Below are 13,389 nucleotides of genomic sequence, written 5' to 3'. Positions count from 1 at the left end.
GGACCCAGATGGGCTCTACGCCACCTCGATGCCGAAATCCTGCACCAGTTCCTCCAGGCCGCCCGTATAGCCCTTGCCACCCAGAACGAAGTCCCAGTCCCCGTTCGACCGGCGGCGGAAGGAGCCGAGTACCAAGGCAGTTTCATGGGGCCGGCCGTCGGAGACTTCAAGTTGTCCCAGCTCAGCGAGTCCTGGGTCGAGCAGGCGGATGCGGGCGTCCGTGAAGCCGGAGAGGTCGGCGTCCGGGTTGACCTCTGGGTCGATGGCTGCCACGAGCATGAACCGGTCGGCCTCGTCGGGCAACCCGTCGAACGAGACACAGATCGCGGCCTTGTCAGGTGCGTTGGCGGGAAGCGCGCGCACCGAGCCGTCCGGCGTCTGGGGATTGTTGAAGAAGACGAAATGATCGTCGCTGAGCACCTGACTGCCACGACAGACGAGAGCGCACACGTCCAAGGCGACGCTTCCGGTCCACGACATACCCAAGACGTTGTAATCGTCGGGCAGCCGGGACTCTGCCCTGGACGGCCTCGCCTGTGCCGAGACCTGCCGACTGCCCTCTCCCAGTCGCCCACGCCGTCCATGGCGGTGCAGCAGATCGACGAGTTCAGCGCCCGAGACGAGTTCCAACGGCTTGCCGTTGGCGAATGTGTGTGAGCCAGGGCCGAATCCCGACGTCGTCACGAGGACGCCCTTGTTGGCGCCGGCATCCTGAACCGTTCCGTACAAGTCACGCACAGCGGTGGGCGGCACCGTGCTGCGATAGCGCTTCACCTGCACGACGATCTTGCCGCCTCGGATCGGCGTCGGATCCAGCGCGTCGACGTCCACACCGCCATCGTTGGATCGCTGGGTGGTCACCGCCTGCATCCCCATGGCACGGAAGAGATCGGCAACGAGATTCTCGAAGGCGATCGGATCCATCGCGAACAGGTCCGGTTCCTCATCGCTGCCGTGGGCGACAACGCGGTTCCCGACCTCTTGCGGCCGTCGGCTCGGCCGCACGGGCGTGAGTTGGTCCGGTCGCACCGAGAGCTGCCCGCGCAGTGCGTCGGCCAGGCAACTGCCCGCGTCCACCTGCGCCAGATGCAGGTCACGGAACGACGAGCGCGAGGCCATGACGGTTGCGAGGAAGATATGGCCCGGTCGACCCGTCGTAGGGTCATGCCCATCGACGAATCCGTTCAAGGCCACCGACTCAAGCGCACCAAGCTCATCCGCACCGAAAAGCTGGTGCAGAACAAGCAGCATGCACTGAGCCAGGACCTCCCTGTACAGAGCCCGGCGCTGGCCTGTCGGGCGAGGAGTCTCCTTGTCCTGGTCGGCCCCGGACACGTACCGAACGGCCTTCACCTCCGGCACGATGCCGTAGGCGGGCAACTCCCAGTCCAGCACCAACTGCCGTGCTGCCGGGTCGTAGGCGGCTGCCACCTGCCGTGGAAATCCTTCCGGCCATGCCGTCGAGGCGTAGAGAGCGGCAGAGAAGTACTCGATCACGGAATCGGGATCCCGGCGCCTTACGCCTTCAATTATCGCGCCGACGCCGGCGTTGTGCCGCCGTACATCAGCCAACTGGGCATCAACCCACTGCTGGTACTCCCTCTGGTACGAGGCCAGTTGTCGCTGCCGCTGAGTCTCCGCGGCCTGGGCAGCCTGCCAGTCACGCTCGAAACGCGCTCGTGCTTCGGCCTGCGCCTGGGCCCTGCGACTCGCAGTCCAGCCGCTCTGCGTCTGGTAGTGATTGAAATCCGGCATGGGCACCGGCTGCGCCAAGGGTCCCGGAGCGAAGGGCTGGACATCCTCGGCTCGCATGAGAGAGGCAGCTCTGAAGGCTGGAGCCTGACAGCCGGAGGCAAGAAGACCTTGCAACGACCCAACCTGCGCGTCCAGTTCCTCCGTGCGCCTCAGAGCCTCCGCCTGCCGGTACTCACGGTGGTTCTGGGCAGCTCGCCGCTGGTAGGCCCGCGCTTGCTGTTCCTGCTGTCTCCGCCGTCTGGCTTCAGCTTCCAGCTGACGCTGCTGCTGCCGTTGCATCTCAGCCCAGACGCCGACAGAACCAGTAGAGCGACGACTCATGTGCTGCAGGCCCTCCCCAGGACGGGGGCAGCCGGAACGTACTTTGGTTGTCCCCGCAACCAACCGTAACGAGACGACTCTATCCAGCAATCGCCGTCGCGTATATCCACTCGTCAAAGGTAGTGCGCTCGGGCATCCCCGCAGGTCAACGTGACTGGAGGGTAACCAAGCCCTCGCGGGCGCAGCATTCGAACCGGCGCATTCCTCAGCGCGATTCCGCTGCGCGCGCCGATGGCGCACAGGGCTGTGAACGAGACGTGACGTGGGTCATCAGGCAGCGTTCGCAGCCCCTCCCACGGCCGAAGCCGACAGGACTCCCAGGTCGAGGCCCACTTGCGGCGCATCCTTCTGCCCCGTGTGAGGGTAGGGCGCACGGGCAACTCGCGGGCCTGTCCCGCCTTCCGTACCATCGACGCCGTCGAGGCACGGACCCAGGCACTGCGCCTCAACGCCCTGCTGGAGGAGCGCGACGACGACTGAGCCGCTGAGGCCGCAGAGGCGGGCGAGGCGAGGTGGCTGCGTGGGGCTTCGTGGGAATCACGCGGGATCGCTGAGCGAACAGTCGCGGTCGCGGGTCGTTGTCGGGTGTGCGAGCCTGAAATCATGATCAGGGAGCGGAGTTGGTCCCCATGATCGGGTTCACCGTGTCGCCTGTGCGCATCGAGGCGTTTCTCGACCCCCGGTTGTCCAGGTGGATGTGGCTGGTGAAGTGGTTCCTCGCCATCCCGCACTACATCGTGCTGTTCTTCCTGTGGATCGCGTTCTCCTTCGTGACCGTCGTCGCGTTCTTCGCGATCCTGTTCACGGGCCGCTACCCCCGCTCGCTCTTCGGCTTCAACGTCGGGGTGATGCGCTGGAACTGGCGGGTCGCCTACTACGCCCATGCCGCGCTCGGTACCGACCGGTACCCGCCGTTCACCCTCGCCGAGGTGCCCGACTACCCGGCGCATTTCGACGTCGCCTATCCAGAGCGGCTGTCGCGTGGTCTGGTGCTGGTGAAGTGGTGGCTGCTGGCCATCCCGCAGTACATCGTCGTGGGGATGTTCGTCGGCGACTGGGGCTGGGGCTGGGGCGGGACGGACCGTTGGCACGGCGGTGGGCTCGTCTTCTTCCTCTCCTTCGTCGCCGTGATCATCCTGGCGTTCACCGGCCGCTATCCGGTGCACCTGTTCGACTTCCTGCTCGGCCTGGCCCGCTGGGTCGCGCGGGTGGCCGCCTACGCGGCGCTGATGACCGACGTGTACCCGCCGTTCCGTCTGGACATGGGCGCCCAGGACTCGCCGCCGACGCAGCCCCGGGCGCCGGCGGGCGATTTTGGACCGTAGCGCCCTCGACGCCGGAATTCGGTTGCCTCCGGTCGTCCGGTGGAGGCTCAATGGCGGACATGGCTGACCTCCGGGGCGCGTACGACGACCTGTTCGCCGCCGTGCCCACCGCGCTGGCCGCGCTGCTGGACGGCGGGGACGTCGGCGGCTCGGTGGCCGTCTTCGTAGACGGCGAGCCGGTGGTGGACGTCTGGGGCGGGTTCGCGGACGCCGCGCGCACCGTCCCCTGGCAGCGGGACACGATCGTCAACGTCTGGTCCGTCACGAAGACGATGACGGCGCTGTGCGCGCTGGTGCTGGCCGACCGGGGCGAGCTCGATCCGGACGCGCCGGTGGCCCGGTACTGGCCGGAGTTCGCCACGGCGGGCAAGGAGGCGGTGCTGGTACGGCACCTGCTCTCGCACACCGCCGGCCTGCCGGACTGGGACGGGCCGGTGGCGGAGATCTACGACTGGCAGGCCGCCACGACACGACTGGCCGCGCAGGCTCCGCAGTGGGAGCCGGGCAGCGCCGCCGGGTACCACTCGCTCACCCAGGGGTTCCTCGTGGGCGAGGTGGTGCGCCGGATCACCGGCCGCAGCCCGGGCGAGTTCTTCGCCGACGAGATCGCCGGACCGCTGGGCGCGGACTTCCGTATGGGACTGCCCGCGGAGCACGATCACCGGGTGGCGCCGACGGTCCCTCCGCCGTCCCGGGACGAGGACTACATCGCAGGCGCGGCCCGCAGCGCCCCGGCACGGACCGCGCCGAACCCGAGCTCCTCGACCGCCCCGAACGCCTCTTCGGGCCCTTCCGCCGCCACCGCCGCCACCGCCGCTGCGGGCCCTTCCGTCCCGACGGCGATCCGGCTGCGCGACGGCAACAGCGTGGCCTGGCGCCGCGCGCAGATACCGGCGGCGAGCGGCTTCGGCAACGCCCGTTCGGTCGCCCTCGTCCAGTCGGCGATGGCCTGCGGGGGGACCGTGCGCGGGGTGCGGCTGCTGTCGCGGGCGGGCTGTGACCGGGCCTGGGAGGAGCAGTTCAGCGGCGAGGACCGGGTCCTGGGCATGCCGATCAGCTGGGGTCTGGGCTACGGACGGTTCGGCGGCACCTACGGGTGGGGAGGCTGGGGCGGCTCGATGGTCATGATCGAGCCCGAGGCCCGCATGGTGGTGGCCTACGTGACCAACCAGATGCGCGAACCGGCCGAGGACACCCGGGGACTGGACATCGTGATGGCCGCCTACGACGGTCTGAAGGGGCTCCAGGCCGACGGCTGAAGCGGAACCGGCCGAGCCCGGCCGCCCGTCGTGAGTTACTTGCCCGAGTCGTCCATCAGCCCAGGGGGAAATGCGTTGAGCAGCGGTACGAAGAGCAGTGGTGGCCGGGTGTTCCTGATCGGCGGCGGGTGGGAGGAGACGACCGCCGGCGTCGTCCACGGGCCGTTCCTGCGCGCCGCCCGCGCCGCCCGCGCCGCCCGCGCCGCGTCGGAGGCGTCGGGGTCCGGCTCCGGGTCGGCGCCCCGCATCCTGTGCGTGATCGTCGACGAGGGCGACGGAGCCGAGCAGTTCGCCCGGTACGACGTCGCGTTGCGCAAGGCCGGGGACTGTACGCCCGTGCCGTTGCTGGTGCCGATCGGCAAGCGGTTCGAGGTCGGCGCGGTCACCGAGGACGTGGACGGGGTCTTCGTCTGCGGTGGGCTGACGCCCGCGTACCAGGAGGCGCTCGCCGAGGCCTCCGGTGCGCTGGCGTCGTTGCTTCTCGAACGCGGACTTCCGTACGCGGGGTTCTCTGCGGGCGCCGCGCTCGCGCCGCGGGACGCGGTGGTCGGGGGATGGCTGGCGAACGGGGTCGCCGTGTGCCCGCCGGACACCGCCGAGGATCTCGACGAGATCGAGATCCGGCCGGGACTCGGACTCGTGCCGTTCGGGGTGGAGAACCATGCCGCACAGTGGGGGACGCTGGGGCGGCTGGCCGCCGTCGTGGCGGGCGGGCGGCTCGCGCACGGAGTGGCGATCGACGAGAACACGCTGGTGGAGGTCGGGGGCGACGGCGCCGAGGGCCGAGCGCGGGTGGCCGGGCGCGGCCGGGCTCATTCCGTGCGTCCCGCTCCGGGCGGCGGAGTCCTCGTACGGTCCTACGGCGACGGCGAGTCGTTCCCCGTGAACTGAACCCCGGCCCCGGCCCCGGGCCCCGCCCTTCCCGGAGGGCCCTGGACGGGTCCGTCGTGAGACGTCCGGCTCCCTTCGGGCGACGGGGAAGGGCCCCCGGCGCGATGCGCCGGGGGCCCACTCACGATCGGGATGCCGCGAGGTCGGTGACGGGTCCGCGAGGACCGTCAGATCGTGGACGTGTCGATGACGAACCGGTAGCGGACGTCACTGGCGAGCACCCGCTCGTACGCCTCGTTGATCTGGTCGGCGTTGATCAGCTCGATCTCGGCGCCGAAGCCGTGCTCGGCGCAGAAGTCCAGCATCTCCTGGGTCTCCTGGATGCCGCCGATGCCGGAGCCGGCGAGGGTCTTGCGGCCGCCGATCACCGAGAACAGGTTGAGGGCGACGGGCTCCTCGGGCGCGCCGACGTTCACGAAGGCGCCGTCGGTCTTCAGCAGGGACAGGTAGGCGTCCAGGTTCAGCGGGGCCGATACCGTCGAGAGGATGAGGTCGAAGGTGCCCGCGAGCTCCTTGAAGGTGCTCTCGTCGCTGGTGGCGTAGTAGTGGTCGGCGCCCAGCTTCAGGCCGTCGTCCTTCTTGCGCAGCGACTGGGACAGGACGGTCACCTCGGCGCCGAGGGCGTGCGCGATCTTGACGCCCATGTGGCCGAGACCGCCCATGCCGAGGATCGCGACCTTCTTGCCGGGGCCGGCGTTCCAGTGCTTCAGCGGGGAGTACGTGGTGATGCCGGCGCAGAGCAGCGGCGCGGCGACGTCGAGCGAGAGGCCGTCGGGGATGCGGACGACGTAGTTCTCGTCGACGACGATCTTCTGCGCGTAGCCGCCGTAGGTGGGCTCGCCGTTCCTGTCGAGGGCGTTGTAGGTGCCGGTCATGCCGCCGCCCGTGCAGTACTGCTCCAGGCCGGCCTTGCAGTTGTCGCACTCCCGGCAGGAGTCGACCATGCAGCCGACGCCCACGCGGTCGCCGACGGCGTACTTGGTGACGCCGGGGCCGACCTCGGAGACGACGCCCGCGATCTCGTGGCCGGGCACCATCGGGAAGATCGCCTCACCCCAGCCCTCCCGGGCCTGGTGGATGTCGGAGTGACATATTCCGGCGAACTCGATGTCGATCAGGACGTCGAACTCGCGCACCGCGCGGCGTTCGATCGTCGTGCGCTCCAGCGGAGCCTTGGCGGAGGGGGCGGCGTACGCGGCAACGGTGGTCATGCCGGGGATCTCCTAGCGGGGGTCGTGTTCCGGCCTGCCTTCGGGCCGGGTACGAAGTCCAGCCTGCCCCATCGCACAACATTCACCCAGGTCACGCCACTGCGTACGTCTGCTGTGCCTACCACTGGCGGGGTCAGGCTGGTGTGCGTACGACCAGGAATACTGGACGGCATGGACGAACACCCCGAACCTCCCGGCGCCTCCTTGGACCGGCGTGCCGAGCTCAGCGAGTTCCTGCGCACCCGGCGGGCCAGGCTGAAGCCGGAGGACGTGGGGCTGCCGGACTTCGGGCGGCACCGCAGGGTGCCGGGGCTGCGGCGCGAGGAGCTGGCGCAGCTGGCCGGGGTGTCGGTGGCGTACTACACGCGCCTGGAGCAGGGCAACGGGCGGAACGTTTCGGCGGAGGTGCTGGACTCGATCGCCAGGGCGCTGCGGCTCTCCGACGCGGAGCACGCGCATCTCACCCACCTGGCGAAGCCGAAGCACAAGAAGAAGCAGTCCGCACCGCCCCAGCAGGTGCGGGGCCCGCTGCGGCAGCTGCTGGACACCATGGACTCGGTGCCGGCGTACCTCATCGGGCGGCGCACCGAGATCCTGGGCTGGAACCGGATGGCGGCGGCGGTCTTCGGTGACTGGGCGGAGTTGCCGGTGGCGGAGCGCAACTGGGCCCGGCTGGTCTTCCTGCGCCCCGACTACCGGGACCTCTTCGTGGACTGGGAGCAGAAGGCGATCGACATCGTCTGCGCCCTGCGCATGGACGCGGGCTGCTATCCGGACGACCCGCGGCTGTCCGCGCTGGTGGGCCAGCTGTCGGTGAAGAGCGAGGACTTCCGGCGGTTGTGGGCGACCCACGACGTCAAGGAGAAGAGCCACGGCGTGAAGCTGCTGAGGCACCCGCTGGTCGGCGAACTCTCCCTGAATTACGAGGGTTTCAGGCTGATGGGCGACGGCGAACAGACGATGGTGACGTACCACGCGGATCCGGGGTCGCCCTCGGCGGAGGGGCTGCGGCTGCTGGCGAGCTGGGGCGTCGACGCGACGCGCGCGGGAACGGACGCCCAGGCGCCGTCCGCCTGAGAGCACGCCGCCTGCACCGGCGGGCCCGCCCCCGGCCCCTCCCCGGGCTCCCCCGGCTCCCCCGTGGCTGCCGCCCTCGAATCCCCGAAGCCGCGCCCCCGCCCCGCCGTCAGCCCTGGTACGGCGGAGCCGCGCCCCATCCCCACGTCGGCACCGGCTGTTCGGCCGGCGGCTTGGCGTCCGGGCCGGAGAAGTGGACGGCGAGACGCGTGCCCCACTCCACGTAGGCGAGGAACGCCGAACGGAACTCGGCGTCGGTCGGCAGCCCCGCCTCGTCGGCCGCGTCCTGGATGAGGTTGACCCAGCGGCGGCGCTGCGGCTCGGTGATGTCCCGCCCGAAGTGCTTGGCCACCATGTGGCTGTGGCCGCCCAGGGTCGCCGAGTAGTTCTCCGGCCCGCCGAAGACCTCCGCGAGCCAGCGCGCGACGTGCTCGGCGTGCTCGGGGGCGAGGCCCGCGAAGACCGGCGCGAGCAGATCGTCCTGGAGCACCTTGGCGTAGAAGGCCTCGGTGAGCCGGGCGAAGGCCTCCGCGCCGCCCGCCCACGCGTACAGCGTGGGCACGGCGGAGCCCGGCCCGCGCACCGAGGTGGCCTTGTAGTGCCGCATCTCGTCGATGTGCCCGACGTACGGGCGGATCTCCGCGAGGAAGGCGGGGAACAGGTCCGAGGTGCGGAAGCCCTCGAGGTGGTCCTCGGTCGACGTCCAGGTGATCCGCAGGATGTAGTGGCCGAAGTCCTCCTCGCAGCGGGCGAGTTCGTAGTCGACGCAGTGCGGGGAGCCGGCCAGCTCACGTGCGGCCCGGGTGTACGCGGCCAGGAACTCCGCGGACCGCTCCTCGGCAATCCGGTACCGGATGTACTCGACCGTGGTGCGGGGCGTGGTTGTCTCGGGTGCCGTCATGGGACCACGCAAGCACGAACGACGCTCCGGAGGCTTGCCTTCCGGCCGCCGTTCGCTCAGCGCTCAGCGAACCGCCGACCGCCCGGCCCCACGCCCGGCCCAGCACGGTGGGCCGCCCAGTGGACCGCTCGGTGGCCCGCCCACCGGTCGTAGTACGTCCTGCTGCGACCCCGCCGGGCACTCCCGAGCCGCCGGAGGTGCGCGATCCCGGCGACCGGCGGAAAACAGCGGCCGGGTGACCCCGTGAGGTCACCCGGCCGAAAGCGCCCCGCCGGAAGCGTCCCGTCAGGAACACCCGGCCAGCAGCGGCTCGTCAGGAGCAGCACCGCAGGAGCAGCACCGCGTCGGAGCACCGCATCAGCAGCACCGCGTCAGGACGAGGCGGCGTTCTCCTTCACGGTGATCTTGCCCTTGCGGATCGTCGCCACTCGTGGGGCCTTCTTCGCGATCGAGGAGTCGTGGGTGACCATGATGAAGGTCAGCCCGTGCTCCTTCCACATGGTGTGCAGTACGTCCATGATCTCGTCGCGCATGCTCTCGTCGAGGTTGCCGGTGGGCTCGTCGGCGAGCAGGACCTTCGGCTGCTTCACCAGCGCACGGGCGATCGCGACGCGCTGCTGCTGACCGCCGGACATCTCGGACGGCAGGTGCCCGAGGCGCTCGCCCAGGCCGACGGACTTCAGCGCCTCGGCGGCCCGTTCACGCCGCTCCTTGACCTTCACGCCGAGCGGGACGAGCGCGGTCTCGACGTTCTCCTGCGCGTTGAGCGTCGGGATGAGGTTGAAGGACTGGAAGACGAAGCCGATGTTCTCGCTGCGGACCTTCGTCAGCCGGGCCTCGGAGAGCTTGGCCAGGTCGACGCCGTCGAGGACGATCTCGCCCTCGGACGGCCGGTCGAGCGCGCCGATCATCTGGAGCAGCGTGGACTTGCCGCCGCCGGTGGGGCCCTGGATGACGAGCCGGTCGCCGTCCGGGATGGTCAGGTCGACGCCGGCGAGGGCGTGGACCGTCTCCTTGCCCCGGGTGTAGCGCTTGGTGACGCCTCTGAGTTCGTACATGGGGACAACAACTCCTGGTGTGCGTATGAGGGGTGGGCGGTTCGGCTACTCGACGCGGCGCAGCGCGTCGGCCGGACGCAGCCGCGAGGCGCGCCAGCCGCCGAACGCGCCGGCGATCAGACCGCCGGCCACGGCGAGGCCCACCGCGATGGCGACCGTCGTGACGCTCACCGGTGCCGTCAGCGCCACGTCGAGGGTCTTGGCCGCCGCCTGGCGGCCGCCACCGCCGAAGCCGCCGCCACCGCCACCGGGGCCGCCCTGGCCCCCGCCGCCACCGCCGCCGCCCAACTGGGCCTGGAGGGTGGGGCTGATGGCGGTCACGACGTACGCGCCGGCCAGGCCCAGCGCGATGCCCAGGGCGCCGCCCAGCAGACCGTTCACCATGGCCTCGCCGACGACCTGGCGGGTGACCCGGCCGGACTTCCAGCCCAGCGCCTTCAGCGTGCCGAACTCGCGGACGCGACGGGAGACCGCCGAAGAGGTGAGGAGACCGGCGACCAGAAAGGCGGCGATCAGGACCGCGATGGACAGCCACTTGCCGACGTTGGTGGCGAGCGAGGAAGCCGTGGAGAGGGAGCCGGAGACGGTGTCCGCGAGGTCGGCGGAGGTGGTCACCGTGGTGCCCGAGACGTTCTTCTGGATCGTCGACTTGACGCTGTCGATCTTCTGGGAGTCGGTCGCCTTGACGTAGATCGTGGTGACCTTGTCCTTCGAGTCGCTGAGGGTCTGAGCCTGGGTCAGCGGAAGGTAGACATTGGCGGCGGCGTCACCGCTGTCGGCCGTGGCGATGCCGATCACCGAGAACTTGACCTTGCTGATGGTCAGCGTGGAGCCGACCTTGAGCGACTTCTCCTTGGCGTACGCCGAGTCGAGGACCGCGACCTTGCCGTTGTTCTCCGTGGTCTTGAAGGCGCGGCCGCTGGTGATCGTCGAGGAGGTCAGCGGGCCGAGCTCGGGCTCGGTGACGTCGGTGCCGTAGACGGAGTAGCTGTTGACGTCGAAGTCGGCGCCGCCGCCCCGCACTTCACCCTGCGGCTGGCCGTTGCCACCGCCGTTGCCGCCGCCCTGCTGGCCGCCGGCGCCGCCCGCGTTGTCGTTCTGCTGGAACTGGCCGCGGGTGAACTGGCCGTCCACCTTGAGGACCTGGAGGCTCAGTCCGCCGACGGCGTCGGAGACCCCGCTCTGCTTGCCGACCTTGGTGACGGTCGCGGTCGACAGGGTCTGGAAGCCCTGGACCATGACGCGGTCGGTGCTCTGCTCCGCGTCGGAGTCGCTGTCCTGCGCGTCGAACTGGAAGCGCGGACGGTCCGAGGCGCTCGCGGTGGGCGAGGCGGCCTTGGTGACGGTCATGTCCGTACCGAGGCCGTACAGGGACTGGAGGACCTTGTCCTGGGCCTTCCCCATGCCGGAGGAGACGGAGGTGACCACGATGACCAGTGCGATGCCCAGCGCGAGCCCGGAGGCGACGACGAGGGCCGCTTTTCTACGGCGGCGCAGTTCGCGCCTCAGGTAGGTGAAGAACATGGCCGCACGGTAGGTACCGCGCGTGATGAAGGGATAAGGCCGAAATAAGAGAACGATGAGAAGGCTGTGACCAACCCCGGAAACACCGGTGCCGCCCCTGGGGGCGGCACCGGAGAGCTGTGGGTGGACTGTCGGAGCGACCGTCAGGAGTGCGTCAGACGGCCGAACCCGCCTTCCACTGCGCCCAGTCCATGTTCCAGCCGTTGAGGCCGTTGTCCGGGGACACGGTCTTGTCGCCGGTGTTCTTGACCACCACGACGTCGCCGACGATGGAGTTGGTGTAGAACCAGTAGCCCGCCGTGCCCGAGTCGTTGGCGCCCTTGGTGTCGGACAGGCCCACGCAGCCGTGGCTGGTGTTCACCGAGCCGAAGATGGACTTCGCACCCCAGTAGTTGCCGTGCACGAAGGTGCCGGAGTTGGTGAGGCGGATGGCGTGCGGCACGTCCTTGATGTCGTACTCGCCCTTGCCGTCGTCATCGGTGAAGCCCACGGTCGCGCCGTTCATGCGCGTCTCCTTGAACTTCTCCGACATCACCATCTGGCCCTCGTACGTCTTGTTGTCGGGCGAGCCGGCGGAGATCGGGATGGTCTTGATGACCGCGCCGTTGTGCGTGACCTTCATCTGCTTGGTCTTCGCGTCGACGTAGGAGACCTGGTTGCGGCCGATCTGGAAGGTGACCGTCTTCTGCTGGACGCCGAAGACACCGTTGGCGCCCTCCACTCCGTCGAGCGCGAGCTTCAGCGTGACGGTGGAGTTCTCCTTCCAGTAGTCCTCGGGACGGCAGTCCATCCGCTGGGTGGAGAACCAGTGGCAGACGACCTCCTGACCGCTGGTGGAGGTGACCGTGACGCCCTTCTGCACGGCCGCCTTGTTGGTGATCTCCTTGTTGAAGTTGATCGACACGGGCATCCCCACGCCGACGGTCGAACCGTTCTCCGGCGTGAAGTTGCCTATGAAGCTGTTGTCCGGGGAGACCGTCGTGAAGGAGGCGTTCTCGTGTGCCACGAGGCCGCCCGAGTCCTTCGCCTCCGCCGCCACCTTGTAGGTGGTGGAGCGCTCGAGCTGGGTGGTCGGCTTCCAGCTGGTCTTGTCGGCGGAGAGCGTGCCCTCGACGGCCGTGCCCTCGGACGTGGTCATCGTCACCGCGGTGAGCGTGCCCTTGCTCACCGTGACGGTCGCCGAGTTGTTGATGGAGGCGTTGTCCGAGCCGTCCGCGGGCGTGATCTTGATCTGGGCCTCGGAGGACTTCTTGGCCGCCGCCTCGTCGGCCTTGGCCTGCGAGGAGCTGCCTCCGCCGTCGGCCGCGTCACTGTCGCCGCCGGAACACGCAGAAAGCACCAGAACACCGCCGAGCAGTGCGGACGCGGTCATCAGACCCCGGCGCCGCCTACTGTCCGTCATCACACGCTTCTCCATCGTCGCCGATTACCAGAACCCAGAGAGTCCCCGTCAAGACCATCAACGCTACGACCGGTTCCTCCCGTTCCACATTCCCGAAGGTGTGGGGCACACCACGTTCTCGACGCGGATGGTGCGGGTGTCGGTTCGTGCGTCTGCTGAGACGACGAAACCCCGGTCGGCGGTTGCCGTCCGGGGTCACGAGTTTCCCGGAACGCTCAGCCGATGCGGCCCTCTTCGCCGTCCGCCTCGTCATCCTCTTCGCCATCATCCTCGTCGAGGTCCCACTCCGGCGAATCCGGGTCGTGGTCGACCCGTTCGCTCGACCAGGACGCCTGCTGGAGTTCCACCCCGGGCACCTCTCCGACCAGGTCGAACGGGTCGACGAGGTAGGCGAGGGCCTCCGCGGTGTCTTCCGTCACAGCGCCTTCGGCGTGCGCGCGCTCGGCGTCCGGCAACTCCGCGTCGTCGGCGATCCGCCGCAGTGCCGCCGTCGTCACGGCGTCCTCGTCGTGCACCTCGAGGAGAATCTCTACTCTAATCCGCACAAAACGTGATGTCTCTTCAGTACTCATGGCCGGAGCGTACGGCTCACGGCCCCCGCGGCTTTCCCGCGACCCGCGACTTTCATTAGCATCGGACCACACGGCCAATTCGCCAGCGCCACA

Annotated in this window: 12 protein-coding genes; 5 read left to right on the top strand and 7 right to left on the bottom strand. The window is 69.4% G+C overall.

The genetic code is table 11. From position 1 onward, the window contains the following. Window positions 1-15: 15 nt before the first annotated feature. A complete protein-coding gene (locus QF030_RS26545) occupies window positions 16-2,076 on the bottom strand; it encodes a restriction endonuclease (protein ID WP_307165113.1) in 2,061 nt (686 codons plus the stop codon). Between the two features lie 357 nt (window positions 2,077-2,433). On the opposite strand from QF030_RS26545, the gene QF030_RS26540 reads away from it, so the two are divergent. The 4 genes from QF030_RS26540 (at window position 2,434) to QF030_RS26525 (ending at window position 5,551) form a co-directional block, all read left to right on the top strand. After that, entirely contained in the window at window positions 2,434-2,556 is a 123-nt protein-coding gene (locus QF030_RS26540) for a hypothetical protein (protein ID WP_307165112.1), read from the top strand. A gap of 149 nt (window positions 2,557-2,705) precedes the next feature. Then, the gene (locus QF030_RS26535) at window positions 2,706-3,401 is read left to right on the top strand and encodes a DUF4389 domain-containing protein (RefSeq protein WP_307165111.1); all 696 of its coding nucleotides are present in this window, start codon (window positions 2,706-2,708) and stop codon (window positions 3,399-3,401) included. A gap of 59 nt (window positions 3,402-3,460) precedes the next feature. Beyond that, entirely contained in the window at window positions 3,461-4,660 is a 1,200-nt protein-coding gene (locus tag QF030_RS26530) for a serine hydrolase domain-containing protein (RefSeq protein WP_307165110.1), read from the top strand. A 75-nt stretch (window positions 4,661-4,735) separates the two neighbouring features. Further along, entirely contained in the window at window positions 4,736-5,551 is an 816-nt protein-coding gene (locus QF030_RS26525) for a Type 1 glutamine amidotransferase-like domain-containing protein (RefSeq protein WP_307165109.1), read from the top strand. Between the two features lie 167 nt (window positions 5,552-5,718). Here QF030_RS26525 and QF030_RS26520 read toward each other — a convergent pair whose 3' ends face one another. Further along, complete coding sequence (locus tag QF030_RS26520; protein WP_307165108.1) at window positions 5,719-6,762, bottom strand: NAD(P)-dependent alcohol dehydrogenase; 1,044 nt, start codon at window positions 6,760-6,762, stop codon at window positions 5,719-5,721. Window positions 6,763-6,933: 171 nt separating this feature from the next. Here QF030_RS26520 and QF030_RS26515 point away from each other — a divergent pair, with 171 nt between their 5' ends. Beyond that, entirely contained in the window at window positions 6,934-7,839 is a 906-nt protein-coding gene (locus QF030_RS26515) for a helix-turn-helix domain-containing protein (RefSeq protein WP_307165107.1), read from the top strand. A gap of 109 nt (window positions 7,840-7,948) precedes the next feature. Here the strand turns inward: QF030_RS26515 and QF030_RS26510 are convergent, their stop codons facing one another. The 5 genes from QF030_RS26510 to QF030_RS26490 all read right to left on the bottom strand — a co-directional run bounded on the left by QF030_RS26510 (window position 7,949) and on the right by QF030_RS26490 (window position 13,296). Next, the gene (locus tag QF030_RS26510) at window positions 7,949-8,740 is read right to left on the bottom strand and encodes a group II truncated hemoglobin (RefSeq protein ID WP_307165106.1); all 792 of its coding nucleotides are present in this window, start codon (window positions 8,738-8,740) and stop codon (window positions 7,949-7,951) included. 371 nt (window positions 8,741-9,111) lie between these two features. Further along, entirely contained in the window at window positions 9,112-9,798 is a 687-nt protein-coding gene (locus QF030_RS26505; protein ID WP_307165105.1) for an ABC transporter ATP-binding protein, read from the bottom strand. Between the two features lie 45 nt (window positions 9,799-9,843). Continuing rightward, window positions 9,844-11,322 carry an ABC transporter permease gene (locus QF030_RS26500; RefSeq protein ID WP_307165104.1) on the bottom strand — a complete coding sequence of 493 codons (1,479 nt, stop codon included), beginning with the start codon at window positions 11,320-11,322 and terminating at the stop codon, window positions 9,844-9,846. Window positions 11,323-11,476: 154 nt separating this feature from the next. Further along, the gene (locus tag QF030_RS26495; protein WP_307165103.1) at window positions 11,477-12,739 is read right to left on the bottom strand and encodes a L,D-transpeptidase; all 1,263 of its coding nucleotides are present in this window, start codon (window positions 12,737-12,739) and stop codon (window positions 11,477-11,479) included. A gap of 200 nt (window positions 12,740-12,939) precedes the next feature. Next, entirely contained in the window at window positions 12,940-13,296 is a 357-nt protein-coding gene (locus QF030_RS26490; protein ID WP_307165102.1) for a hypothetical protein, read from the bottom strand. Window positions 13,297-13,389: the final 93 nt, after the last annotated feature.

The organism is Streptomyces rishiriensis (assembly GCF_030815485.1).
GTDB classification, from domain to species: Bacteria; Actinomycetota; Actinomycetes; order Streptomycetales; family Streptomycetaceae; genus Streptomyces; species Streptomyces rishiriensis_A.
This window is presented reverse-complemented; position numbering and strand designations above follow the sequence as displayed.

Bases quoted from the DNA above. Each gene is read 5' to 3' on its own strand.
- QF030_RS26545 (WP_307165113.1), bottom strand. From the start codon at position 2,076: ATGAGTCGTCGCTCTACTGGTTCTGTCGGCGTCTGGGCTGAGATGCAA.
- QF030_RS26535 (WP_307165111.1), top strand. From the start codon at position 2,706: ATGATCGGGTTCACCGTGTCGCCTGTGCGCATCGAGGCGTTTCTCGAC.
- QF030_RS26530 (WP_307165110.1), top strand. From the start codon at position 3,461: ATGGCTGACCTCCGGGGCGCGTACGACGACCTGTTCGCCGCCGTGCCC.
- QF030_RS26520 (WP_307165108.1), bottom strand. From the start codon at position 6,762: ATGACCACCGTTGCCGCGTACGCCGCCCCCTCCGCCAAGGCTCCGCTG.
- QF030_RS26515 (WP_307165107.1), top strand. From the start codon at position 6,934: ATGGACGAACACCCCGAACCTCCCGGCGCCTCCTTGGACCGGCGTGCC.
- QF030_RS26510 (WP_307165106.1), bottom strand. From the start codon at position 8,740: ATGACGGCACCCGAGACAACCACGCCCCGCACCACGGTCGAGTACATC.
- QF030_RS26505 (WP_307165105.1), bottom strand. From the start codon at position 9,798: ATGTACGAACTCAGAGGCGTCACCAAGCGCTACACCCGGGGCAAGGAG.
- QF030_RS26500 (WP_307165104.1), bottom strand. From the start codon at position 11,322: ATGTTCTTCACCTACCTGAGGCGCGAACTGCGCCGCCGTAGAAAAGCG.
- QF030_RS26495 (WP_307165103.1), bottom strand. From the start codon at position 12,739: ATGGAGAAGCGTGTGATGACGGACAGTAGGCGGCGCCGGGGTCTGATG.
- QF030_RS26490 (WP_307165102.1), bottom strand. From the start codon at position 13,296: ATGAGTACTGAAGAGACATCACGTTTTGTGCGGATTAGAGTAGAGATT.